The sequence below is a fragment of the Flavobacterium sp. UBA6195 genome, assembly GCF_002422095.1.
In the GTDB taxonomy this organism is placed as follows: Bacteria; Bacteroidota; Bacteroidia; order Flavobacteriales; family Flavobacteriaceae; genus Flavobacterium.
In genome coordinates, this window is record NZ_DITB01000001.1 from 1 (window position 1) to 26,614 (window position 26,614).

General features: G+C 33.6%; 25 protein-coding genes. 12 read left to right on the forward strand and 13 right to left on the reverse strand.

The genetic code is table 11. The features are described 5' to 3' along the window. The 3 genes from B4I81_RS00005 to B4I81_RS00015 form a co-directional block, all read left to right on the forward strand. A partial coding sequence (locus tag B4I81_RS00005) for a DUF294 nucleotidyltransferase-like domain-containing protein (protein WP_291106086.1) occupies positions 1-1,262 on the forward strand: 1,262 nt, incomplete at its 5' end. A gap of 1 nt (position 1,263) precedes the next feature. Beyond that, entirely contained in the window at positions 1,264-1,872 is a 609-nt protein-coding gene (locus B4I81_RS00010) for a 3'-5' exonuclease (protein ID WP_291106088.1), read from the forward strand. A gap of 9 nt (positions 1,873-1,881) precedes the next feature. Beyond that, positions 1,882-2,244: a hypothetical protein gene (locus B4I81_RS00015; RefSeq protein WP_291106091.1), complete on the forward strand. Its 363-nt coding sequence runs from the start codon at positions 1,882-1,884 to the stop codon at positions 2,242-2,244. 50 nt (positions 2,245-2,294) lie between these two features. Here B4I81_RS00015 and acs read toward each other — a convergent pair whose 3' ends face one another. The 10 genes from acs to B4I81_RS00065 form a co-directional block, all read right to left on the reverse strand. Beyond that, the gene (gene acs, locus B4I81_RS00020) at positions 2,295-4,202 is read right to left on the reverse strand and encodes an acetate--CoA ligase (protein ID WP_291106093.1); all 1,908 of its coding nucleotides are present in this window, start codon (positions 4,200-4,202) and stop codon (positions 2,295-2,297) included. 125 nt (positions 4,203-4,327) lie between these two features. Continuing rightward, positions 4,328-6,223 (reverse strand): acetate--CoA ligase, encoded by a 1,896-nt coding sequence (locus B4I81_RS00025; protein ID WP_291106095.1) that lies wholly within the window; start codon positions 6,221-6,223, stop codon positions 4,328-4,330. 108 nt (positions 6,224-6,331) lie between these two features. Then, a complete protein-coding gene (locus B4I81_RS00030) occupies positions 6,332-6,886 on the reverse strand; it encodes a hypothetical protein (protein ID WP_291106097.1) in 555 nt (184 codons plus the stop codon). 17 nt (positions 6,887-6,903) lie between these two features. Then, positions 6,904-7,266 (reverse strand): response regulator transcription factor, encoded by a 363-nt coding sequence (locus B4I81_RS00035; RefSeq protein WP_291106099.1) that lies wholly within the window; start codon positions 7,264-7,266, stop codon positions 6,904-6,906. A gap of 100 nt (positions 7,267-7,366) precedes the next feature. Then, positions 7,367-10,060, reverse strand: coding sequence for an ATP-binding protein (locus tag B4I81_RS00040; RefSeq protein WP_291106101.1), 2,694 nt, complete (start codon positions 10,058-10,060; stop codon positions 7,367-7,369). Further along, positions 10,053-10,247 (reverse strand): hypothetical protein, encoded by a 195-nt coding sequence (locus B4I81_RS00045; RefSeq protein ID WP_194095559.1) that lies wholly within the window; start codon positions 10,245-10,247, stop codon positions 10,053-10,055. The genes B4I81_RS00040 and B4I81_RS00045 overlap by 8 nt, the downstream gene beginning before the upstream one ends. 91 nt (positions 10,248-10,338) lie before the next feature. Then, positions 10,339-12,087, reverse strand: a complete 1,749-nt coding sequence (locus tag B4I81_RS00050) for a sodium:solute symporter family protein (protein WP_291106105.1) — start codon at positions 12,085-12,087, stop codon at positions 10,339-10,341. Between the two features lie 24 nt (positions 12,088-12,111). After that, complete coding sequence (locus tag B4I81_RS00055; protein WP_073584615.1) at positions 12,112-12,372, reverse strand: DUF4212 domain-containing protein; 261 nt, start codon at positions 12,370-12,372, stop codon at positions 12,112-12,114. Positions 12,373-12,393: 21 nt separating this feature from the next. Further along, positions 12,394-13,770, reverse strand: coding sequence for a porin (locus tag B4I81_RS00060; protein ID WP_291106109.1), 1,377 nt, complete (start codon positions 13,768-13,770; stop codon positions 12,394-12,396). A 97-nt stretch (positions 13,771-13,867) separates the two neighbouring features. Continuing rightward, entirely contained in the window at positions 13,868-14,287 is a 420-nt protein-coding gene (locus B4I81_RS00065) for an IS1/IS1595 family N-terminal zinc-binding domain-containing protein (RefSeq protein ID WP_291106111.1), read from the reverse strand. A 232-nt stretch (positions 14,288-14,519) separates the two neighbouring features. Between B4I81_RS00065 and B4I81_RS00070 the strand changes: the two genes are divergently transcribed. The 9 genes from B4I81_RS00070 to B4I81_RS00110 all read left to right on the forward strand — a co-directional run bounded on the left by B4I81_RS00070 (position 14,520) and on the right by B4I81_RS00110 (position 23,882). Further along, positions 14,520-15,125 (forward strand): flavin reductase family protein, encoded by a 606-nt coding sequence (locus tag B4I81_RS00070; protein ID WP_291106113.1) that lies wholly within the window; start codon positions 14,520-14,522, stop codon positions 15,123-15,125. A 4-nt stretch (positions 15,126-15,129) separates the two neighbouring features. Further along, complete coding sequence (locus B4I81_RS00075; protein ID WP_291106116.1) at positions 15,130-17,466, forward strand: bifunctional salicylyl-CoA 5-hydroxylase/oxidoreductase; 2,337 nt, start codon at positions 15,130-15,132, stop codon at positions 17,464-17,466. 27 nt (positions 17,467-17,493) lie between these two features. Then, a complete protein-coding gene (locus B4I81_RS00080) occupies positions 17,494-17,847 on the forward strand; it encodes a four helix bundle protein (protein WP_291106121.1) in 354 nt (117 codons plus the stop codon). A gap of 17 nt (positions 17,848-17,864) precedes the next feature. Beyond that, on the forward strand, positions 17,865-19,445 hold the full coding sequence (locus B4I81_RS00085) for an AMP-binding protein (RefSeq protein WP_291106123.1): 1,581 nt from the start codon (positions 17,865-17,867) through the stop codon (positions 19,443-19,445). 16 nt (positions 19,446-19,461) lie between these two features. Next, positions 19,462-19,881: an acyl-CoA thioesterase gene (locus tag B4I81_RS00090; RefSeq protein WP_291106125.1), complete on the forward strand. Its 420-nt coding sequence runs from the start codon at positions 19,462-19,464 to the stop codon at positions 19,879-19,881. A gap of 61 nt (positions 19,882-19,942) precedes the next feature. Beyond that, complete coding sequence (locus tag B4I81_RS00095; protein ID WP_291106127.1) at positions 19,943-20,923, forward strand: carbon-nitrogen hydrolase family protein; 981 nt, start codon at positions 19,943-19,945, stop codon at positions 20,921-20,923. Positions 20,924-20,971: 48 nt separating this feature from the next. Next, on the forward strand, positions 20,972-22,084 hold the full coding sequence (locus tag B4I81_RS00100) for a cupin domain-containing protein (RefSeq protein WP_291106129.1): 1,113 nt from the start codon (positions 20,972-20,974) through the stop codon (positions 22,082-22,084). A gap of 65 nt (positions 22,085-22,149) precedes the next feature. Next, positions 22,150-23,058 (forward strand): fumarylacetoacetate hydrolase family protein, encoded by a 909-nt coding sequence (locus tag B4I81_RS00105; protein ID WP_291106132.1) that lies wholly within the window; start codon positions 22,150-22,152, stop codon positions 23,056-23,058. Between the two features lie 77 nt (positions 23,059-23,135). After that, positions 23,136-23,882, forward strand: a complete 747-nt coding sequence (locus tag B4I81_RS00110; protein WP_291106135.1) for a maleate cis-trans isomerase family protein — start codon at positions 23,136-23,138, stop codon at positions 23,880-23,882. A gap of 224 nt (positions 23,883-24,106) precedes the next feature. Here B4I81_RS00110 and B4I81_RS00115 read toward each other — a convergent pair whose 3' ends face one another. The 3 genes from B4I81_RS00115 to B4I81_RS00125 form a co-directional block, all read right to left on the reverse strand. Further along, a complete protein-coding gene (locus tag B4I81_RS00115) occupies positions 24,107-24,724 on the reverse strand; it encodes a matrixin family metalloprotease (RefSeq protein ID WP_291106137.1) in 618 nt (205 codons plus the stop codon). Positions 24,725-24,799: 75 nt separating this feature from the next. Next, the gene (locus tag B4I81_RS00120) at positions 24,800-25,489 is read right to left on the reverse strand and encodes a Bax inhibitor-1/YccA family protein (protein ID WP_291106141.1); all 690 of its coding nucleotides are present in this window, start codon (positions 25,487-25,489) and stop codon (positions 24,800-24,802) included. A gap of 113 nt (positions 25,490-25,602) precedes the next feature. Beyond that, on the reverse strand, positions 25,603-26,565 hold the full coding sequence (locus tag B4I81_RS00125; RefSeq protein WP_291106143.1) for a sodium-dependent bicarbonate transport family permease: 963 nt from the start codon (positions 26,563-26,565) through the stop codon (positions 25,603-25,605). Between the last annotated feature and the right edge of the window lie 49 nt (positions 26,566-26,614).

A 26,614-nucleotide genomic window follows, 5' to 3' on the forward strand; every position in this document is an offset into this window, starting at 1 on the left:
CTAAAATTGCTACAGGATTATATTCTATTGATGTTACTATTGATAAAATAATGTCTTCTCCTGTAATTACAGTAGCTGACAATCTTTCTATTGCTGAAGCTCAAATTATGATGTTAAAACACAATGTTTCGCATTTGTGTGTAACTAAAGATGGAACAAATGATTCTGAAATTACAGGAATTATAACAGAACATGATATTGTGGTTGCCCAAGCAAATAATCCTGGAGTACTTTTAAAACAATCAAAACGCGCTCAAAAATCAGCTGATTTAAAAGAAGTCAGAGAGAAATTGACTGATTTAATTCAGCATTCACTTGATAAAAACATTCCAATAAATCATATTACTTCAATTGTTGGTGAAATTAATTTAGCAATAACGAAACGTGCGATAGAATTAGCCATTGATAAAATAGGAACTCCTCCTCCAGCCCAATTTGCTTGGATGAACATGGGAAGTCAAGGCAGAAAAGAACAACTTTTGCTTACTGATCAAGATAACGCCATTGTTTTTGAGGATGTTCCAGAAGAAAAATATGATGCTGTTAAGAATTATTTCTTAGAATTAGCCGAAAAAGTAACGAAAACGTTGAATAAAGTTGGCTACGATTATTGTCCAGCCGAAATGATGGCAAGCAATCCACTTTGGTGTAAATCGGTTACTGATTGGCAACACCAATTTAAAGGATGGATTACCTCACCTGGTGAAAAAGGAATTTTAATGTGTACCATTTTCTTTGATTATGATTTTGTTTACGGAAACGAAGATTTAGTAGATGCCATTAGCAATACAATTCATTTAGAAACTAATGATAATCAGTTGTTTTTTGCTTATTTAGGAGCTGATGCTTTAAAAAATCCACCACCATTAGGCTTTTTCCGTCAGTTTTTAGTAGAAAGTGATGGTGAACATAAAGATACTTTCGATTTAAAAGGAAGAGCTTTAATGCCTTTGATTGATGCGGCTCGAATTTTATCTTTAAGTAAAGGAATTAAGAATGTATCCAATACAATTTCAAGATATTCAAAATTAGCCGAATTAGAACCTCAAAATGCACCCGTTTATGAAGCTTGTGCCGATGCATTTGCCGAATTATTGAAGTTTAGAACGGAAGAAGGATTGAAAAATAAAAATGATGGTAGATATTTGACTTTAAGTGAGTTATCAAAGTTAGATAAAGTAAAACTTAAAAATGATTTTCAGCCGATTAACGATATACAAGAAGTGATTAAGAACCGTTTTCAGTTAACTTATTTTACGTAATATGAAGTTTAATTGGTTTAAGAAAATAGTAAAAGATTATCCTAAATTTTGGGAAACCTATTTGTCATGTTTTGATGAAAATGAGAGTAAAACCAAACGTTATGTAGTTTTTGATTGTGAAACTACAGGTTTAGATTATAAATCAGATCGAATTCTTTCTATTGGTGCAGTGGCTATTCAAAATGATCAAATTATCGTTGGAGATTTTATGGAAGTTTTTCTTCAACAAGACATTTTTAAGCCCGAATCAGTGCCTATTCATGGAATATTAAAAGAAGGGAAAGAAGAAAAAATTGTAGAAGCTGAAGCAATTATACGTTTTTTGGAATTTATCAAAGATGCAACATTAGTTGGGCATCATGTAGCTTTTGATATTGAAATGATAAACCAAGCCTTAGATCGTTTGAATGTTGGTACTTTGAAAAATCAAGCAATGGATACGGATGTAATGTATCAAAAGCTCAAATATTTACCTTACGAACAACATGCTTCGTTAGATGAATTGTGTGATATTTATAAAATAAAAAAATCAGATCGACATACAGCTAGTGGTGATGCATTTATTACGGCTCTACTTTTTTTGAAACTGAAAAAAAAATTGGAAATTTAATTTTCTAGAATGAGACAAATAATTAATATAGGATTAATATTAAGTTTTCAATTATGTTATTTAGAATGGCCGAATAATGCTTCATTTATTTTTCAAGCTGAATATGAAATTTTTACAAAAACGGAGCAACTTATTAAAAATTTTATGCACCCAATTATTTTAATTGGTTTTGCTTCTCAAGCTTTTATTTTATTTGCAGCTATCTTTAAAAATTTTAATTCTAGATTAAACTTTATTGGAGTCATCTCCTTAACTCCTATTGTCCTAATCTTTCTTGCTGTTGGTTTTATTAGTTTTAATTTTAAAATTATAATTTCAACAATACCTTATATGTTTTTTTGTTTTTTGTATTTCAAATTCAAAAATAAATAAAAAAACTGCTCCATTTCTGAAGCAGTTTCTTAACCAATAAAACTAAAAAACTAGAGTTTACCGTCTTTTATTTCATCCACTATCTCAGGATTTAATAAAGTGGAAATATCTCCAAAATTAGAGAAGTCTCCTTCAGCAATCTTTCTTAATATTCTACGCATGATTTTACCTGAACGTGTTTTAGGTAAACCACTTACGAATTGAATCTTATCTAATTTAGCAATCGGACCAATTTGATCAGAAATCAATTGATTAATCTCTTTTGCTAAGTTAACTCTATCACGACCTTCACCTGTTTCTTTCAAGATAATGAAACCGTAAAGGGCATTTCCTTTAATATCATGAGGGAAACCTACAATTGCACTTTCTGCAACCGCTGGGTGTTCGTTGATAGCATCTTCAATTGGAGCAGTTCCTAAATTGTGTCCAGAAACAATAATAACATCATCTACTCTACCCGTAATTCTGTAATACCCTACTTCATCGCGTAAAGCACCATCTCCTGTGAAATATTTTCCTGGAAAAGCAGTGAAATAGGTTTCTTTATAACGTTGATGATCACCCCAAATGGTTCTCGCCATCGAAGGCCATGGAAATTTAACACATAAAGCACCCGTTACTTGATTTCCTTCGATTTCATTACGCAACTCGTCCATTAATACCGGTTGAATTCCAGGTAATGGTAACGAAGCATAAGTTGGCTTTGTTGGTGTAACAAAAGGAATTGGTGAAATCATTATTCCTCCAGTTTCAGTTTGCCACCAAGTATCTACTAACGGACAACGCTTCCCTCCTACGTGGTCATTGTACCAGTGCCATGCTTCCTCGTTAATTGGCTCACCTACTGAACCAATAACTTTTAATGAACTTAACGGAAAACGTTGTACATAATCTAAACTTTCTTTTGCTAAAGCTCGAATAGCAGTAGGTGCCGTATAGAATTGGGTAACATTATGTTTTTCAATTACTTCCCAAAATCTACTGAAATCTGGATAAGATGGAACTCCTTCAAAAATTACAGTTGTTGCACCATTTAAAAGTGGTCCATATAAAATATAAGAGTGACCCGTAATCCAACCGATATCAGCGGTACACCAATAAACATCATTTTCTTCGTAATTGAATACATTTTTAAAAGTATAAGCGGTGTAAACCATATAACCTGCAGTAGAATGTACCATTCCTTTAGGTTTTCCAGTAGAACCTGAGGTATACAGAATAAATAAAGGATCTTCCGCATCCATAATTTCAGCTACATTATTTCCAACAGCGGCATCCATTAAAGGTTGTAACCATAAATCTCTTCCTTCTTTCATGTTAACTTCCGTATTGGTTCTCTTAACAACCAAAACAGTTTCAACACTTGGACATTTCTCTAAAGCTTCGTCAACAATTCCTTTTAAATCAATAGCTTTATTTCCGCGGTAACTTCCGTCAGAAGTGATGACCATTTTACATTCGCTGTCATTGATTCGAGCAGCAACGGCAGAAGAAGAAAATCCTGCAAATACAACTGAATGTATCGCACCAATTCTAGCACAAGCTAAAACGGCAACAGCTAATTCTGGAATCATTGGTAAGTATATACAAACTCTATCCCCTTTTTTGATTCCTTGTTCACGTAAAACATTGGCTAATTTTGAAACTCTTACATACAATTCGTTATAAGAAATATGTTGCGCTGCTTCGCTAGGATCATTTGGTTCGAAAATAATAGCTGTTTTATCACCGCGTTTTGCTAAATGTCTGTCTATACAGTTTTTAGTGATGTTTACTTTCGCATTTAAAAACCATTTGAATTGGGCTTCTTGCATATCAAATTCGAAAACTTTGTCCCATTTTTGATACCAAGTAAAATTCTCATCGGCAATACGATCCCAAAATTTTCTTGGTTCGCGCACCGATTTCTTATACATTTTAAAGTAATTCTCTAAATCTTTAATTTTATAATAACTCATTTTTTAGCTTTATTTTTAATTGATAATGTAAAGATAACCAATCTGTTTTAAGAATTTTATAATTTCTTGCTAAATAGATATAGTTAAGTGATTAGTGAAAAGTGAATAATAATTAGCTTAAAATCTTACTTAAAACAACCAATTCTAGCATGTTCTAAAACTTCTCTGATTTCATCGATAATAGCTTCATCGTCAATAGTTGATGGAATTTGGAATTGTTCACCATCAGCTATGCTTCGCATCATTTTTCTTAGAATTTTTCCAGAACGTGTCTTAGGTAAACGTTGTACAATAACCACATCTCGTAAGGATGCTACAGCTCCAATTTGTTCACGCACTAAATGCACCACTTCATGTTGTAATTGGAAATGTTCAATATCTTCTCCTGATTTTGCTACCACTAATGCCAATGGAATTTGACCTTTCAATTCGTCATTAATGCCAATAACAGCACATTCAGCAACAGAATGATGAGATGCTACAATTTCTTCCATTTCAGCAGTTGAAAGTCGGTGACCTGCTACATTGATGACATCATCTACTCTACCTGTGATGTATATATAATCGTCAGTGTCTTTAAATCCGCCATCACCAGAGAAATAATAGCCTGGGAATTTATTCAAATACCCTGCTTTGAAACGTTCGTTATCTTTCCATAGATCTAATAAAGTTCCTGGAGGCAATGGCAATTTGATAACTACGTAACCTTCTTCGTTTGGACCTAATTCTTGCCCATTTTCTCCAAAAATTCGAATATCATAACCTGTAACTGCTTTTCCTGCTGAGCCTGGTTTTATTGGTAAATACTCCACTCCCATCATGTTTGCAATCATCGGCCAACCTGATTCTGTTTGCCACCAATGGTCGATAGCGGGAACTGGAATATGTTCGCGATACCATTCTAAAGTCGCAACATCGCAACGCTCACCTGCTAAGAATTGAATTCGTAAACTACTCAAATCATATTGTTTGATAAATTCGCCGTTTGGATCTTCTTTTTTGATGGCACGAATGGCTGTTGGAGCGGTAAACATAACATTTACTTTATGCTCAGCAATAACACGCCAAAACGTACTCGCATCAGGAGTTCGGATAGGTTTTCCTTCGAATAAAATAGTTGTGTTTCTATTAATTAATGGTCCGTAAACGATATAACTGTGTCCTACTACCCAACCCACATCTGAAGCTGCCCAAAAAACATCACCTTCTTTTGCATCATAAATATGTTGCATTGAAAATTTAAGTGCGGTAGCATAACCACCAGTATCTCTAACGATTCCTTTTGGTTTTCCAGTGGTTCCAGAAGTATATAAAATGTATAATGGATGCGTTGAATTTACAGGAACACATGGCGTATCTTCCGACCCGTAAACTAAAGCATCATAATCGACATCGTATTTTTTAAAGGGAACTCTAGCCCCTAATTTTCTATTGAAAACGACTACTTTTTCAGGTTTATGATTCGCTAATTCGATAGCTTCATCTACTAAAGGTTTGTAAGCAATTAATCTGTCGATTTCAATTCCTGATGAAGCGGTGATGATAGCTTTTGGCTCGCAATCATCGATACGAATCGCAAGTTCATGTGGTGCAAAACCTCCAAAAACTACCGAATGCGTTACTCCTATTCTTGCGCAAGCCAACATAGCGAATGCGGCTTGAGGAATCATTGGCATATAGATTACAGCTGTATCGCCTTTTTCTAAACCTAATGACAATAAGCCTCCAGCTAATTTGGCTACTTCGGTTTTAACTTCGTTAAATGTATACTTTTTTACAGTTTGCGTAACGGGTGAATCGTAGATGATAGCTACTTGTTCGCCATAACCATCTTGAATGTGTTTATCAACGGCAAGATAGCAAGCGTTTAAATTTCCATCTGTAAACCATAAAGGATAACCATTTTTATCGGTTGATAAAATGTTCGATGGTAAATTATACCATTCTAATTGATTCGCTTGTTCCTTCCAGAATTCTTCAGAAGAAGTAATACTTTTATTATAAATATCGCAATAATTCATTTGTATTATTCAATTTATGTGATTTATTTTCTTTAGTAAATGTAGAAAATAAAATAATGCCAAATAAATTAATGTTGCTAAATAGATATAGATGATTCTTGATTTGGATTATTTATTTTTTAAATATTTTGAAATCGTATTGGTATAAATATCGTCAAAATCAATATGAGTTATATCAGAATATTGAATTTCAGTAAAATCTTCGTCAAATTTACCAGTAGCATCAAAATAATTTGTAACAACTTTATTGCTTGTTACTTTTAATATTGGACCAATATCAAATGAGTCTTGTTCAGAAATTTCATTTATAATAATTACATTGAATCCTAATTTATGAATAGAATTAAATATGCTTTCCCAATTATTTAATTCAATATTTGGCTTTTTAATTGAATCTTTTATGCCTTCCAATTTACAAATCTTATCGAAGAAAACATCATTTTTATTTCTCCTAATTTTAGAAACTTGATGAATTGGAAAAACTAAAAAACCTCTAACGAAAAAATCGTCAACTTCTTTAAAAAGAACGAAATCATTGGAGAAATCAACGATGTAACCTGTTTTAGAACTCAATTCTTCTTTATTGACAATTCTTGAAATTTTGCAATATTTTCTTTTAATTGTAAAATCATTAATTTTATTTAGAATTGAAACTTTACTCATAGTTGCTATTTTATAATTTATCCCAACAAATCCTCCACTTTCTCCACTACTTTCTTAATCGAAAACGGTTTTGTCATGTAAGCGTCTGCACCAAGAGCTAAACCTTTTTCAATGTCACTTTTTTTGTTTTTTGCAGATAAGAACATCACTTTTGTATGTTGTAAATTAGCATCGCTTCTAATTTGTTCTAATGTGGCAAAACCGTCAACCATTGGCATCATGATATCCAAAATGATAACATCTGGAAAATTGGTTTTTAATATATCTAAAGCTTCTTGTCCGTCGCGTGCTATAAAAACTTCGTAATTGCTTTTCTTGAACGTATATTCAAGTGCCATTACGATATTTGGTTCGTCGTCTACAATTAAAATCTTTTTCATAAGTTTTTCTTATTGTTTTTTAAAGGTCTTATGTAATCGCTTTATTTTTAAAGGTGTTTGTTTTCAACAAACTTTTTATTGTTAGCGATTTCATGGTCTTTTAATTTTCAATATTTTTTATGGGTAAAGTGAATACAATACAAGCGCCTTTTACACTTGGTTGTACCCAAATTCTCCCTTTGTGATGTTCTATAATTTGTTTGCAAATGGCCAATCCTAATCCGCTACCAACAGGTTTTTTGAAATTCTGGTTGGATGCTTGATAAAATTTGTCAAATATAACGTCAAAATCGTTAGGATTAATACCTTTTCCGTTGTCTTGCACCGAAGTTTCTATAAAATTATCTTTCTTTTTAACTTGAATGGTGATTAAACCATCGGTTTCTGGACAAAATTTTATGGCGTTTGATAGTAAATTAGTCACTACTTGAATGATTCTATCTTCATCATAATAGGCCAAAACCGTGTCTTTACTTTCGACATAAACGCTGATATTTCGGTTTTTTATCAATTGTTTTAGCGGTTCAATCGAATGTTCAATTGTAGCAATTAAGTTTTTTTCACTCGGATGAATGGTTTGTTTTCCAGTTTCGAATTTTTCTAAATCCAAAATTTTATCAATCAAACGATTCAATCTGTCAGATTCCGAAATGATATTTTGCAAAAACTGTTTTCGTAATTCTTCTGGAATTTCATCATCATCATGCAAAATCTCACTTGCTGCACGAATGGCTGTAATTGGCGTACGAAGTTCGTGTGTTACGGTGTCTAAAAATTCATCTTTTTGAACGTCTTTTCTAACCAATGTTTCATTGGCTTTTTGTAATTCGAAAGTGATTTTTTGGAGTTGGTTTGAAGTTTCTGTTAATTTTTTGTTGATTGTGATGTTTTCTTTCGATTCTTCTAGAATTTTTAATACTTCTGGTAACGTGATTTTTTCTTCTTTCACTACACTTGAAATTAATATTCGGGCAGAAGCCGTTCCAATATGACCCGTTAATAAATTTTCAGCAAACTTTACTAATCTAGCATCAGCCAATTCTTGGTCTTTATCTACGTTGTACTTTAAATTGAAGATGTTCATAGCGCGTTTAGTTCGTTCTTCACCTAAAAATCGGATTAAAACTTTTTCGATATCACGTGTGTAAGCGGTTCCTTTCCATACGAAAGCATTTTCATGATTTGTGCTATATTTATCAATATCAACGTACATTTCTGCATAATTGCGTTCGCGATAATTTCCTTTAAAACTAACTGAAACCGCGAAATATGTCAATGTATTAAATAACATACTCCAAAAAAAAGTATGTGGAACCGGTTGCAAATAATCCAATCCAAAAAGTTGAAAAGGTTTTAACAAATTAATTTTCATAAAACCTTCGGTAACAAAAGAACTTTCATCATTGGTTAACCCAATAGCATAAGGCAATAACAAAGTATAAATACAAATAATAAATCCGATTAAAATGCCATAAATAGCACCTAATCTTGAACCTCTTCGCCAGAAAATGGCTCCAAAAAATGCTGGTGCTAATTGAGCAATAATAACAAACGAAATCAATCCAATAGAAACCAAACTGTAATCTAATGCGAAGAATCGGTAAATGAAATACGCGGCTATAATTAGAGAGAAGATTCCGATTTTACGAATGTTGACAATCTTTTTGTTGTTGATGATTTGTTCTTCATTCTTCAATTTACCTAAAAAAGTATACGGGATTAATAAGTTGTTACTTAACATAGTTGACAAACTAATGCTTGAAACAACAATCATTGATATTGCTGCTGAAAATCCGCCAAGAAAAACTAAAACAGTTAAGATTTTATTATCGAATAATTGAGGAATTAAAAGCGAATATGTATCGGCATTTACATTTTTACCATCAAATAATACATTTCCTCCCCAAGCTATTGGATATACAAAAATATTAAACAACAATAAATACAATGGAAACAACCAAATAGCAGTTTTTATATGTCGTTCTCTATTATTTTCCACTACCGACATTTGAAATTGTCTAGGTAATAGGAAAATAGCAAAAAGCGAAACCATGCTCAAAAAGAACCAATTCAACCCTTGTTCCAATCCACCGATGGTGTTTTTTTCTTTGAAGTTTTCTAAAAGTGACGCTTTTGCATAGATATCATCGTAACCATCAAAAACGAAGAATGTTACGTAAACTCCAACGATTAGGAAGAAAACTAATTTCAACACGCTTTCCAAAGCAACTGCAGTGACTATTCCTTTACGTTTTTCAGAGGCATCTACATAACGTGTTCCGTAATAAGAAGCGAATAAGGCTAAAGCGATGGCTACATAAGTTGTGGTATCATCAAAAATGTAAGAACTTGTATTGGTTTGGGTTACAATGTGAAAAGTTTCAGAAATTGCTTTTAATTGTAAGGCTATATAAGGTAAGATTCCTGCCAAACAAACTACAGTTACAATCGCACCTAAAAAACGACTATTCCCGTAACGTAGCGAAATAAAATCGGCAATGCTTGAAATTTTATTTACACGAGAAATACGAATGATTTTCTTTAAAATTATAATCCAAGCAGGAATAATAATGATAGGTCCGATGTAAATAGGCAAATAACCTAAACCAGAATTTGCTGCTACTCCAATACTTCCATAATATGTCCAAGCGGTACAATATACTGCTAAAGACAAGGAATATATATACGAATTATTTGTCCATTTGATGTTCTCTTTTTTCTCTGCCCAATGCGCAATAAAAAAAAGAATACCCAAATAGCCTAATAAAATAAGTAATAAAATAGCACTATTCATAATAACGTTGTACTACAATCCAAGACATTAATACTGAAAACAACCAAACAGAAAAAATATAAATATAGATTACTGGAAATCCCAATACATTATCAGCACTATCAAATAGCAGAACGATTGGTAAATTCAATACCAATAAAAGTAACAATGATAAAACTACTAGTTTCTGTTGATGTCTTTTTTTCATTTTGAAGGCTAATTTTTATTAGAATTTTTAAAAATACAAACTCTGCTCCCGAAAAACAAGAGCAGAGTTATAAATTATATTTATTTTAGAATTAGTGAGCAGCTCCTGCCTCACCCGCTCCAGAAGGTATACGGATATTTTCAACAATATCTTGTACTTCTTGAGGTGGTGCTGGAGTAAATTTACTTACCACTAAAGCTACAATAAAGTTAGCTATCATAGCAACCGTACCAAATCCTTCAGGAGAAATTCCAAACCACCATTCAGATTTGTCTGGCATTTCACCAATCCATCCTAATTTGTATTTTGCCATGTAGTATAACATCAAGCCCATACCTACAACCATTCCGGCAACAGCGCCTTCTTTGTTCATTCGCTTATGGAAAATTCCTAAAATAATTGCAGGGAAGAAAGATGCAGCCGCTAATCCGAATGCTAATGCTACAACTGCAGCAACGAAACCTGGAGGATTAATTCCGAAATAACCAGCTACAACAACCGCTATAGCAGCAGAAATACGTGCCGACCATAACTCACCTTTTTCAGAGATATTTGGATTTACCATTTTCTTAATTAAATCGTGAGAAACAGCAGCTGAAATTACTAATAACAAACCAGCAGCAGTTGATAACGCAGCCGCTAAAGCTCCAGCAGCAACTAATGCAATTACCCAGTTAGGTAATTTTGCAATTTCTGGATTTGCTAATACCATAATATCGTTATCGATGTATAATTCATTAGCACTTTCTGGATTTGGTTGGTCTTTTTGTGGTTTTCCATCTTTCAATACAAAAGCATCACCTTTAACATATTGAATTTTTCCATCTCCATTTTTATCATTAAACATTAAAAGTCCTGTTTTTTCCCAATTCTTGAACCACTGAGGCATTTCTGCATAGTTTTTATTACTTACAGTTTCGATTAAATTAGTTCTTGCAAAAACAGATACTGCAGGAGCTGTTGTATATAAAATAACGATAAAAACTAGAGCTAAACCAGCAGATTTACGTGCGTCTTTTACATTTTTAACGGTAAAGAAACGAACAATTACGTGAGGTAATCCTGCAGTACCAACCATTAAAGCTAAAGTAATAGCAAAAACATCTAACATAGATTTAGAACCATCAGTATATTCTGCAAAACCTAATTCAGTTGATAAACCATTTAATTTATCTAATAAATAAACATCTCCACCAGCAACAGTACTTCCCATACCTAATTGTGGAATTGGATTACCTGTCATTTGAATTGAAATGAAAATTGCTGGAACCATAAATGCGAAAATCAATACACAATATTGTGCTACCTGAGTGTATGTAATTCCTTTCATTCCACCCAACACTGCGTAGAAAAGTACGATTACCATTCCAATGATTACACCCGTGTTAATTTCAACTTCTAAGAATCTTGAAAATACAACCCCTACTCCACGCATTTGACCAGCTACATAAGTAAAAGATACAATCAAAGCGCAGAAAACAGCAACTGAACGTGCAGTTTTTGAATAATAACGATCTCCAATGAAATCTGGCACAGTGAATTTTCCAAATTTTCTCAAATAAGGCGCTAATAGCAATGCTAAAAGTACATATCCTCCAGTCCAACCCATTAAATAAACAGCTCCATCGTAACCTGCAAAAGAAATAATTCCGGCCATTGAGATAAAAGATGCGGCAGACATCCAATCGGCAGCTGTTGCCATACCATTTGCCATTGGTGAAACACCACCACCAGCAACATAAAATTCTTTTGTAGAACCAGCTCTAGTCCAAATAGCGATTCCAATATATATAGCAAACGTAATTCCTACAATAATATAGGTCCAAATTTTTACATCCATGATTTTTAATAGTTAAAAGTTAAATTAATCGTTGTCAAAACCATACTTTTTATCTAATTTATTCATCAAACGAACATAGACAAAAATTAAGATTACGAAAACATACATTGATCCTTGTTGTGCAAACCAAAATCCTAATGGAAACCCACCAAGTTTGATTGCGTTTAATTGGTCTACAAAAAGAATTCCAGCTCCATACGAACATAGAAACCAAATGCTTAATAAAATCAGAAGGTATTTTAAATTTTCCTTCCAATATGCCGTAGCGTGTTTTTGATCACTCATAATGAATAGTTTTATTAGTTGTTATAAATAGATTTGTAATTGTATGATGAATTCACCTTTGTAATTATCAATTTTGTCAACTGCTGAATAAACTGGACGCGTTGAATATTGCGTAGTAATTTTAGCATGGTGACCATCTAAGAAAAAGTTAGCTCCTAAATCAAATTGACTACTTGCTTTTTCTAAAGCATCAAAGTTTTTATAAGTATAAGCTCCAAATGGCTGAATTCTCACTTTTGGTTTTTCGTTTTTATTTGGTAATAAAACACCCGCTTGTGTGTACCAAATATTTCCTGTTCCTACCATTGGTTGTAAATTTCCTGCTCCCGCTAATGCTGGTGAACCTGTAAAAGTAGGATCAACAACACCTTCATTCATAATTCCAAGGTTTCTTAAATAATTAGGACCAAAATCATAATTATAGAAAACACTGTAAGCTGTAATTGCCATTTTTTTCTCTTTAGCACCAATTGGCATATCTAAGAAAACATCTCCAGCAAATAAATTAATCGCATGTTCTTTAATTACTCCATTTACAGAAGTTTGTGTTCCTTTTGGCGCATTATAAAAACCAGCTCCAATGTTGAACATTCTTTTAGTTCCTAAGTAAGTTCCTACTTTGTAAGGTAAAAAGTTAGCTTCTTTATCAAAGAATTGATATTCCACATAACCTGCTTTAGACCATTGTGTAGTGTTGTTATTATCAACAGCTTTAGCAATACTTGCATCCGTAACATTAGTTGGTGTTTGATTTGTTGCAAAAGGTTTATTGATACTAAAACGATATTCTAATTTATTGTATTTCCCTTTAGCGAAAATTCCAATTTGTCTTGCAAACTGATCGGAGTTTTCAATTAAAGGCCAGTTGAAAATTGGAGCATCAACCGTTAGATAGTTTAAGGTAGAAGACATGGTCATACGAGATAATCCCATATAATAATGTAAACCTGCTCCAACTGACAAACTAAAAGGTTTTGATTCTTTAGGTAATACTAATGCGTATTCATTCCATGCATCATGAAAGAATAAACCTGGTTTTTTTCCAGCGCCATAGCCACCAGTTCCAGCCGAACCTGAAGCACCACCATTAATAAAAGTTTGATTGTTAATCCCTATATGAGTCAAAATCATATAACGGGGAGAAATTTGTGCATAAGCTAATAATCGCAAACGACGTAAGCCTGCATCTTCATGACTAGAAACAGTTTCGTCTCCAATCATCGAACCCGGATTCAAATCGGTTGAACGAAGCCAAACTTGATTCCATGCAATAAAACGCATGTATTTGGTTCCTTCTGGATTTAAGTTGAATTTTAAACCTCCTCCATAATCAGGTGAGCCCTGAGCGGATACTAGCAGAGATAAAAATAATCCTGAAATAGTTAGTAATTTTTTCATAATTTAATTTTGGTTAGTTATGCATTTCTGCAGCACCAAATTCTAAAATTATGTTAATGAAAAAAATTACAATATATATTTTTGTTAAAACGTATAGCTAATCTTTAAAACGTTCCCATTTTATGAGCATAAATTTATCTCCAAGTTCAGTTATAATCATACCAGCTCCCGATAATTGATCTTTGTTTTGTAAAAATTCTACCAACTCATTGTGCTTAAAAATCTTATAAGTAGGATGATAATTAGGATGAGGTGGTTTCTTGATCTTAAACTCTTTTACCCAATTGCTAATGGAAACGTGCGAAACACCAATGATTCGCTCAATTTCTCTAAAACTCAAACCTTCTAAATACAATTGCAAAGCTTTCGTTACATAGTAATCATCTATCTTTTTTCCTAATTTATTGACAGTGAAGTAATAATTACACGATTTACACAAATAGCGCTGTCTATCTTTGATAATACCACTTTTTACAATACTGTCACTTTGACATTTTGGACAGGATAAAATCTCCATATATATAATTTTTGCATAAATATACTAATTTTGCAAAATATACAAAAAATAATATCATAAAAATTTCAATTTATTTTTTTACTTATTGCAATTTTCAGGTTTTAAAATTATGAATAGTATAATTTTAGCTTTAAATCGCTACATTTTTAATTTTGATAAAATGAAAAAAAATCCATTTTTGTTGTGAAAAAGTATAGTTATTTTATTTAATTTGTAAAAACAACACAAAACCATGCAATTCGATATTAATAATACAGAATCTTCCGCTTTATACAAGCTTTTAACAGGTACTGTAATTCCAAGACCAATAGGCTGGATTTCAACAATTGATACAGAAGGAATCAACAACCTTGCTCCTTTTTCTTTCTTTAATGTGGTGAGCGAAGATCCACCACACGTCATGTTTTCCACCGTTCGAACAGGAAACAAAAACAAAGACACTTTAAATAACATATTAGATAATAAACAATTCGTGGTTAATTTAGTGACCGAAGAAGTTGTAGAACAAATGAACACCACTTCTCAAAGCGTAGCTACTGATGTTGACGAATTTGAATTAGCAAACGTTACTCCTATTGATTCCATTTACATCAAGCCAAAACGAGTAAAAGAAAGCTTAGTACATTTTGAGTGCGAAATGGTACATCATTATTTTATTGAAAATCATCAAAATGGCGGCGCTTGTATTATCATTGGTAAAATCATTACCATGCATATGGACGATTCTATATTAATGGAAAATCACAGAATCAATTTAGACACATACAAACCTGTTGCCCGTTTAGCAGGTTCCAATTACAGTAAATTAGGAGAAATATTCTCAATTAAAAGACAATAAATATATGAAAGCAATAATTCCTCCTTCGGGGGTTAGGGGGCTCAAAATAACAATTATAGGTGGTGGTCCAGGCGGACTTTACTTTTCGATATTAACAAAAAAAGCAATGCCACATTGCCAAATCGATATTTACGAACGCAATAAACCCGATGATAGTTTTGGGTTTGGTGTCGTATTTTCAGATGAAACTTTAGGTGAATTCCTAAAACGCGACATGCAATCATATGAATTAATTCGAAGCAAATTTGCCTATTGGGACGATATTATCGTAGCTCGTGATGGTGAATCGGTTAATATTGCTGGAAATGGCTTTTGCGGGTGTTCTCGTAAAACTCTATTGCAATTATTACAACAGCGTTGCATAGAACAAGGTGTAAATCTTCATTTCGAACAAAATGTTGATGATTTATCGCAATTCGCTGATTCGGATATCATTTTAGCTTCAGACGGAATTGCGAGTGCTATTCGTACGAAATATGAAAAAGAATTCGGAACCAAAATCGAATTAAAGAAAAACCGATTCGTTTGGTTAGGCTCCACAAAACCTTTAGATGCTTTTACTTATTTCTTCAGAAGCACACCTTACGGAACCATTGTAGCTCACACCTATCAATATGAAGAAGGTATGAGTACATGGATTTTCGAATGTTCAGACGAAACCTGGCAAAAACATGGTTTTGAAGTGACAAATGAAGCCGATACGATGGCAAAAATTGCTGAAATCTTCAAAGAAGAATTAGACGGACATCCGTTAATTTCCAACAAATCACATTGGCGTCAATTTCCACATGTAACGAATGAAAAATGGTTTCACAACAACATTGTTTTACTAGGCGATGCCAAAGCTACAGCCCACTATTCTATTGGTTCAGGAACTAAATTAGCGATGGATTGTGCTATCGGATTATCGGATGCTGTAATTGCGAATCCAAATAATGTGCAAGCTGCTTTCGAACAATACGATAAAACCCGAAGAAATACGGTAGAAATGATTCAATATGCAGCAGTCGTTTCTTTGGATTGGTTCGAAAATATGGACCGTCACATGCAACATCCATTCCAACAATTTGCTTTTGGTTGTATGACACGATCTAAAAAAGTGACGTATGAGAATTTACATTTGAGAGATAAATCATTTACCAATAAAGTTCTAAAAGAGTTTAATGATAATCTTGTCAAATCGAGCGAAGTTGAGATTGTTTCTGCAGCCTTCACTCCTTTCAAATTAAGAGAACTAGAACTTCCAAACCGCATCGTTATGGCGCCAATGGGACAATATTCCGCTACAGACGGATTAGTTTCTGATTGGCATTTAGTGCATTACGGAAGCCGCGCTACTGGAGGTGTAGGATTAATCATCACCGAAATGACCGCCATTTCCGAAACTGGAAGAATCACAGAAGGTTGTGCCGGAATATACAATGTAGAACAATTAAATCAATGGAAAAAAATCACGGATTTCATTCATAATAATACAGAAACAAAAATCGGAATTCAATTAGGACATTCTGGAAGAAAAGGCGCTACTAAAAAACCTTGGGAAGGCAACGGTCCATTGGAAACGCCTTGGGATTTAATTTCCGCATCTCCTATTCCATTCAATGAAAATTTCACCTCTCCAAAGGAAATGACTTTAGAAGATATGGCGGAAATCAAAGCACAATTCGTTCAAGCAGCTAAAAATGTAGACGATGCTGGATTTGATATGATTGAATTACAAGCGCATCACGGTTTTTTATTAGCTTCTTTCTTGTCGCCATTGACTAACATTCGCACGGATGAATTTGGTGGAAGCATAGAAAACCGTTTAAAATATCCATTAGAAGTTTTTAAAGCCATTCGTGACGTATTTACATCTGAAAAACCTATTTCGGTGCGAATTTCAGCAACAGATTGGGCAGAAAACGGAATTTCAGAACAAGAAGCAATAACTATTGCAACTGCATTCAAAAATGCTGGAGCGGATATCATCAATGTTTCAACAGGAAATACAGTCGCAGGTCAAAAACCATTAACGGGTAGAATGTGGCAAACTCCTTTTTCAGATGCTGTTCGAAATACCGTTCATATTCCAACGATAACCGCTGGATACATTCAAGATATTGACCAAATCAATACCATTCTTTTAAACGGAAGAGCCGATTTAGTCGCTTTAGGAAGACCTTTATTGTTAGACGCTAATTTTGTTAGAAATGCTCAAGCCTACGAACAATTTCGAGCAAATGACATTCCAAATCCATACAAAATGGGCGTTTCGCATTTGTATCCACTAAAAGCTTCAGAAAGAAAACAAATGGAAGGCATGAAAAAAGCATTAAAACCGAAAAGCAATAAGAAGTAAATAATTACGAATTAGAAATTACGAATTATGAAAAGTGATAATGTTGTACAAATAAAAAGTTACGCATTTGCGGTCCGAATAATTAAGGTTTTTAAATATTTATCTGAACAAAAAAAGGAATTTGTTTTAAGTAAACAACTTCTAAGATGTGGAACTTCAATTGGAGCTAATATTGAAGAAGCTATTGGAGGACAATCAGGAAAAGATTTTTTCGCCAAATTAACCATATCCTATAAAGAAGCAAGAGAAACACATTATTGGATTAGATTATTAAAAGATACTGATTATTTATCTATTGAAGAAGCAGACAGCTTACTTAAAGATGTTGATGAGTTACTTAGAATAATTGGTTCCATTCAAAAAACGTTACGTAATTCGTAATTTAAAATTCGTAATTAATGAAGGATAATTTCGCTCACAATAGCTTACCATCTCTGGAATTACAACCAGAATACACCTTTTTGGATTTACCTCAATTCCAACAACCAGAAATGTTGAATTGCGTGGATAAATTGCTAGATAGTCATATTCGAGAAGGTCGTGGAAATAATAGTTGCATTCGCACCTTTGAGGAAACTTGGACGTATCGAGATTTGTTTGAAAAAGCAAATCAAATTGCACATGTTTTGGTGGATGATTTAGGCTTGAAATCAGGCAATCGTGTTTTGATTCGTTCGGCTAATAATCCGATGATGGTCGCTTGTTGGTTCGCTATTTTAAAAGCGGGTGGAATTGTCGTGGCAACCATGCCATTGCTTCGTTCAAAAGAATTAACAACGATAATCGATTGTGCCGAAATCTCACATGTATTGTGCGATAAGGAATTAGAAGAAGAAATCCATTTGGTAAAATCGGATTTCTTGAAACAAACGTGTTTTTATGGAAATTCGCAATTAGAGGAATTAATGGCTTCTAAACCTAAAACTTTCGAGAACTATCATTCAAAATCCGATTCAATTGCTTTAATTGGCTTCACTTCTGGAACTACAGGATTACCCAAAATGACAGCACATTATCACAAAGATATTTTAAATATTTGTGAAGCGTTTCCAAAATATTCGCTCCAACCAACACAAAACGATATTTTCACAGGAAGTCCACCTTTAGGATTTACATTTGGTTTGGGCGGATTGGTGTTGTTTCCCATGTATTTCGGAGCTTCCACATTTCTAATAGAAAAACCAAGTCCAGATTTATTATTAAAAGCGATTCAGGATTTTAAAATTACGATTTGCTTCACCGCCCCTACTGCTTGGCGCATTATCACCACAAAAGTGCAAGATTATGATATTTCAAGTTTGAGAAAATGTGTATCTGCTGGCGAAACTTTACCATTAAAAGTCTGGCAAGATTGGTATGATACTACGGGTTTAAAAATCATAGACGGAATCGGTGCTACCGAAATGTTGCATATTTTTATTTCGTCCAATGAAGAAAACATGAAACCAGGCGCTACAGGAAAAGCGATTACGGGTTACGAAGCTAAAATCATAGACAAACAAGGTAACGAATTACCAAGAAACGAAGCTGGAAAACTAGCCGTTCGAGGAATTACAGGTTGTAAATACCTAAACCGAGAAGACAAACAACGCGAATATGTTGAAAACGGTTGGAACATCACAGGTGATATTTTCCGTCAAGATGAAGAAGGTTATTTCCATTTTGTAGCACGTGGCGATGACATGATTATTTCTTCGGGCTATAATATTGCGGCAATTGAAGTAGAATCCGTACTTTTAACCCACGAAGCTATTTTGGAATGTGCTGTTGTTGGTTTACCCGATGAAGAACGAGGAATGCTGGTTTGTGCGCATATTGTGTTACATGACACATCTAAAGCGACAGATGTGATGAAAAATCGTATTCAACACTGGTTCAAAGAAGTAGCAGCTCCGTATAAATACCCAAGAGTAATAAATTTTGTGGAATGCTTACCAAAAACGGAGACTGGAAAAATACAGAGATTTAAGTTGAAATAATATCAAGACATATATAATGAGTGAATTCATAAAACAAGAAAAAGTACGCTTCCAACATGTTGATTATGCTGGAATTGTCTTTTATCCCCGATTTTTAGAAATGCTAAATTGTTTAGTAGAAGATTGGTTTGAAGAAGCCTTAGACCGTCCTTTTTCAAAAATGCACGAAACCAACGGGATTCCAACGGTTGATTTAAAAATTCAATTCAAAAATGCAGCAAGATTAGGCGAAATCTTAACCAAAAAATTGTGGGTAAAAGAATTAAAAAGCTCCTCTATTCTTTGCGGATTTCAGTTTGTAAATGAAGCAGAAAATACCGTTTTAGAAGGCGAAGTTACCTTAGTAAACGTAGCTTTCAACCCAGAAAGAAATGGCATCAAAGCCGAACCTTTCACTGAAGAAATGAAAAATAAAATTATGAATTACCAATTATGAATTACGATCTAATCTCGTTTCAATTCATAATTCGTAATTTTAAATTCGTAATTATATAACTATGGAATTCAAAAAATTCAAAGCCGCAACCGTTCAAACTTCTCCTGTATTTCTAAATGTAGAAAAAACAGTGGATAAAGCTATCTCTTTCATTAAAGAAGCGAGCAATAACGGAGCCAAATTAATCGCTTTTCCAGAGGTTTTTTTAGCTGGATATCCGTATTGGAATTGGATTATGACACCCGTTCAAGGTAGTAAATGGTATGAAGAATTATATAAAAATTCGGTTGACGTTGCAGGTTCAGAAATTAAGAAACTTTGCTTAGCTGCTAAAGATAACGACATTCATATTGTGATGGGAATCAACGAGCGCGGTAAAAGCTATGGCGAAATTTACAATACGAATTTGATTATTGACAATAAAGGCGTTATCGTTGGAAAACACAGAAAGTTAGTTCCAACATGGGCCGAAAAACTAACATGGTCTTCAGGTGATGGTTCTTCGTTAAAAGTGTACAATACAGAAATTGGTCCCATCGGAACTTTAGCTTGTGGCGAAAACACAAATACATTAGCCCGTTTTACGCTACTTTCTCAAGGCGAATTGATTCACATTGCGAATTACATTTCATTGCCTGTAGCGCCACCCGATTATGATATGGCGGAAGCAATTAAAATTCGTGCCGCTGCACATTCGTTTGAAGGGAAATTATTTACGATTGTTTCGTGTTCGACCGTTTCGCAAGAAATAAAAGATGCTTTACGTGCTGATGTTCCTAATGTAGATGAATTATTGGATAGAAAAAGCTCTGCTTTTTCAGGATTTATTGGTCCTAATGGAGCTGTCATCGGACAACCACTTATTGACGAAGAAGGAATGGTGTATGCCGAAATTGATTTAGCAAAATGCATCCAACCCAAACAAATGCACGATATTTTAGGGCATTACAACCGATTTGATATTTTCGATTTACGAGTAAACACGGCTCCAACTCGAAAAATTACGTTTATTGATAATCATGAAGAGTTTAATAAAAGATAAATAATTGGTGACTGAGGCTCTCGAAGTCACCAATTAAAACATAAAATTATGGAAGAAAACAACTATTCAGACGATGTTTACGGAAGAGCTCGAGTTCAAGACTCTGATGAACTTAAGGCATATTATAAAGAATTAGAAACACTTGGTGCAGGTGCTTTATGGACAGTCGCTAATGATATTGAACCATGGGAACCACGTTCTACCTCTGTTCCTATGTTATGGAAATATGACGATTTACGTGATTTAGTGCTAAAATCATCGGAATTGGTAACTCCTGAACAAGCAGGAAGACGCGTAGTTTATTTGGTAAATGATAAAAGAAAAGACGTTTCAGCTGCTGTGGGTTGGTTATATACTGGAATTCAAGTTACACGTCCAGGTGAATTTACTTCGGCACACCGTCATCGTGCTTCTGCCCTACGTTTTATTATGGAAGGCGAAAAAGGTTATACGGTTGTAGATGGTAATAAAATCATGCTAGAAGTAAACGATTTTGTCATTACTCCTAATTCCACTTGGCATGAACATGGTGTAGAAGAAGGCGGAAAAACGTGTATTTGGCAAGATGGTTTGGATATTCCGTTAGTGAATGCTTTAGAAGCCAATGATTATGCCGTTTTAGAAGGGAAACAAGAATTAATTGCTCCTTTAAATTATTCTCCAATTGCTTACGGTTGCGCAGGTTTAATTCCTGCCGATAAAGTTTGGGACAAACCGTATTCCCCTTTATTTAAATTTTCTTGGAAAAAGGTGTATCCAGCATTATTGGAAGCACAAAAAGTAACAGAAATCAATCCGTTTGATGGGATTTTTATGCAATATTCCAATCCATTAACTGGTGGTCATGTAATGCAAACTATGGGAGCAGCTATGCAATTATTACCAGCAGGTTTCAAAGGAAAAGCACATAAACACACAGGTTCATTTGTGTACCAATGCGCCAAAGGAAGAGGTTACACCATCATCAACGGAAAACGTTTCGATTGGAAAGAAAGAGATATTTTCTGCGTTCCGAGTTGGGCGTGGCACGAACATCACAACTTATCCGAAACAGAAGATGCTTGCTTATTCAATTTCAATGATTTACCAGTAATTGAAGGTTTAGGATTATATCAAGGAAGAGAATTAACAGATAACAACGGACATCAACAAATTCAATAACAATATCAAGTTCAAAAAGCAATCACAACAAAAAACTTTGCGAACTTTGCGTTTAATTAAAGAATATGAAACTACTTACTTACAAAACTCAAGACACCGAGCCACGTTTAGGCTTCATTCATAACAAACAAGTAATCGACATGCAGGATTTTGGAGATATTTCCAATTTCCCGTTACCTAATGATATGTTGGAATTAATTGACATGGGCTTCGAAATCATTGCAGAAATAACTGAAATGATTGCAGAAACTCCTGAGAATTTTTTCGAAGAAATCGCTTATGAAATGGATGAAGTAACCATTTTAGCTCCTATCGAAAAACCAAGAAAAAACATTATTGGAATTGGGTTGAATTATACTGAACACGTTGCAGAAAGCGCTCGTACGTTAGATACAACTGGAAAACTTCCAACCAAACCAATTATCTTCTCAAAACCACCAACAACGGTTACAGCTACCAATACCGAAATTATCAAAAATACCAAACTTACATCTCAATTGGATTGGGAATGTGAATTAGCGGTAATTATATCAAAAAAAGGGAAATACGTACCAAAATCTGAAGCATTAGATTATGTGTTTGGATATACCGTAATTAACGATATTTCAGCACGTGATTGTCGTCGTGAAGGACAATGGATTGTTTCTAAAGGACAAGATACATTCGCTCCAATGGGACCTGTAATCGTAACAAAAGACGAAATTGAAAACCCACACAACTTGAATTTATCATTAAAAGTTAATGGAGTTGAAAAACAAAATTCAAACACCAAATTCATGCTTTTCAACATCAACGATTTAATTGAAGATTTAAGTACCGTTTTCACCTTAGAACCAGGCGATATAATAGCAACCGGAACTCCAGCAGGTGTTGGTGCCGGTCGTGACCCACAAGAATGGATGTACAATGGAGATGTGGTGGAAGCTACTGTGGAAGGAATTGGCACAATAGTGAATACGATTAAAGAAATATAGATTTAGTGTTCAGTAAACAGTTTTAAGTGTTCAGTTTTTGAACAACTTTTAAACTTTTAAACCTTAAACTTTTAAACATGAAATTTAGAATAGGCCAAATAGTTCCATCCTCAAACGTAACGATGGAAACCGAAATACCAGCAATTTTCCGCTCGCGTGAAACGATTTTACCTGAACGTTTTACGTTTCACAGCAGTAGAATGCGCATGAAAAAAGTAACCAAAGAAGAATTGGAAGCTATGGATGCCATGAGTTTGAAATGTGCGCAAGAATTATCCGATGCTCACGTTGACGTAATGGGTTACGCTTGTTTAGTAGCCATTATGAGTATGGGACGCGGTTATCATTGCGTTTCGGAAGTGAATTTACACCATGAAACAGTGGCGAATGACTTCCCTACTCCTATTGTAACTTCGGCTGGTGCTTTGATTAATGGATTGAAAGTTTTGGGTGCGAAACAAATTTCTATTATTACGCCTTACATGCGTCCTTTAACAGACAAAGTGGTAGATTATATCGAACATCAAGGGATTAAAGTAAAACAAAGCATTGCTTTAGAAATTCCTGATAACTTAGAAGTAGCGGCTCAAAATCCGATGAATTTATTGGAAATCTACAAACAATTAGATTTAACCGATGTGGATGTTTTAGTAGCTTCCGCTTGTGTACAAATGCCTTCTTTAGAAGCTATCGATTTGATTCAAGCAGAATGCGGTATTCCTGTTACTTCAGCAGCAGTTTGTACGACGTATGAAATGATGAAGAAATTAGGAATCGAAGCCAAATCAGCGATTGGTGGTGAATTGTTGAGTGGGAAGTATTAATAAATGAATATCATTATCCTTTCAGTATTATCAATTATTCCACTGCTCTTTTACTTAGTGGATGGCTATTTTGAACAAAACTTAAAAAAAGGAATTCTTTACATTTTAGGATTTTTAGTATTGGGATTGATTACAATCCTAATACTAAAAACTTTTTCTTTAAAGTTTGTTTTATTAATTCCAGCTATACTTGTAATCTTTGTTATGATAAATTACAAGAAGAATTAATTTAATAGATTTTTACAGTCATTGCACAACGCCAATTTAGCATTATCAATAGTCTTTACACTTTCTACAGCATCCGTCATAACGCAAGTTTTATCAGGACAATGTGGTAATCCTAAATTATGTCCAAATTCATGAACGGCTACTTTTTTAAAACGAGTAAAATGTGTTTTTGGATTGGAATGTTGAATCCTAAACGTAGAAACAATACAACTATTTCCTGGGCAATACGCCAAACCCATAATTCCCCAATCGGCATATTTGTAGGTTGGGGTTTTTATTTTTCCCCATTTGTCTTTTTTAGTTACAGAAATGTCTTTAGAAGTTAATCCCAGTACAAAATCTAAAGAATCTGATTTATTCTTCTTTTGAAAATTAATCATTTTATCCGCTCGATAGCGTGGCGATTTCACTTCTGTAAAAGCTTCTTTATACAATTCTTTGGCAGGAAGAACAACTGTTTTAATCTGATAAAAATCAGCAATTGCTTTAGCTATGGTATCGGTTTTATCTTCAGGAAATATACCATAAGGTTGAATTCCAACGGTTAACTTTTGGGTTTCGTTGGATTGGCAAGCAAAAAGAAATAAACTAAATACAAGTAAAACTATTCGCATAAAATAACTTTTGCTTTAAAACGAAAAACCCTGATATTTAGTATTTCAGGGTTTTAAATATAAATTGAAAATCAATTATTTTCTACTCATTAAAATTCGTAATACATACCAAAATAATAACATAATAGAAGCAAACAATTGTAATGAAGCGCCAACATATTGATCAGTACTGAATTGGTCTTTAATTTGGCTTGTTTGGTATAAAATACTAGCAGAAGCTAATACCACCATCCCAACAGAAAACCATAATCCTAAATTAAATCCGAAAATAGCTCCTACAACGATAACTCCTAAAGCTACAAAACCACCGATAGTGATTGCTGTTCTTAAGAATGAGAAATCCGTTTTTGTCATAAAAACTACTGCAGTTAAGCCTGAAAACATGAACAATGTGATAATCGCAGCTTGCATAATCATTTCGCTACCAGAATATAAAACTGCCATAGCAATCATTGGCAAGAAAATAATAGCTTCAAGCAAAACATACAAACCTAAGCCTAAATATTGTTTGTCTCTATCTGGATGAAAAACCAATCGGTCTGAAAAAGTAGATCCTAACCAAAATAATCCTAAAATAAACAACCAAACGAATTTACCGCCCATCATCATTAAAATCCATTCCATTGGAACAATTCGTAATAAAATAGATTCTACTAGCATAAAAGCTAAAATAGCATACGCAACATGACTATACGTCTTTTTAAAAAAGGTAGCTCTATCTGCATCAGTTGCATAAGAAACTACCACATTGTTTTCTGAGTTCATAAAAATTTGTTTAAAGTTTATCGAATGTACTATTTTTATTGAAATAAAAAAATTTTAAATCTAATATATCAATCAAAAAACAATAAAACACTTAAAATTCAAACTAATAAAATTTAAAAATGTTGCACAATATAAAAGTAAATAGGCATCCCAATTGTTATGTTTATAGGGAATGTAATTGCTAAAGCCATAGGTAAAAACAACCCGGGATTAGCTTTCGGAACCGTTATTTTCATTGCTGCCGGAACTGCTATGTAAGAAGCACTCGCCGCCAATATCGCAAAAATAAATCGATTTGAAATATCATCAGTGACAAAACCACTCAAGCAAGCAAAAATTACTCCATTTACCAACGGAATTACTAAAGCAAAAGCAAAGGGAAACCAGCCATGTGCAAAAAACGATTTTAATTTTCTACCACTCGTAATTCCCATATCTAACAAGAAAATTGCTAAAAATCCTTTGAATAAATCATTTGTAAAAGGTTGAATTCCTTGTGCTTGTTTGGCATTGGCTAAAAATCCAATTATCAAACTACCTAAAATCAATAGCACACTACCATTTGTTAGCGAGTGTCTTAAAATTTCTAATTTATTTATTTTTTGGGTTTGTTCTTTATTGAATAGCGAAATTAATACCAATCCTATAATTATAGCTGGAGATTCCATAAGTGCCATAATAGCTACCATATAACCATGAAGCTCTAATTGATGTGATTCTAAATAAGAAACAGCAGTTACAAAAGTAACCGCACTAATAGATCCATAAGCAGCAGCAATAGCTCCCGCATCATATACATTCAATTTACGTTTTAAGATAAAGAAAGTATAAAGTGGAATTATTACAGCGATTGAAATTCCAAACAGCATGGACCAAATAACTTCACTATTTATAGTTTCATGCGATAATTCTTGCCCTCCTTTAAAACCGATGGCAAAAAGCAAATACAACGATATAAATTTTGAAGAATTATTTGGGATTTCTAAGTCGCTTTTTAAGTAAACCGCTATAATTCCTAAGATAAAATAAAGTAAAGCGGGATTAGTTAAGTTTTCTAATAGTAAATTTAAATCCATTTTTTAATTTTTAATGTGATGTTATTTTTTGAAGCTCTTTCTAATCGAT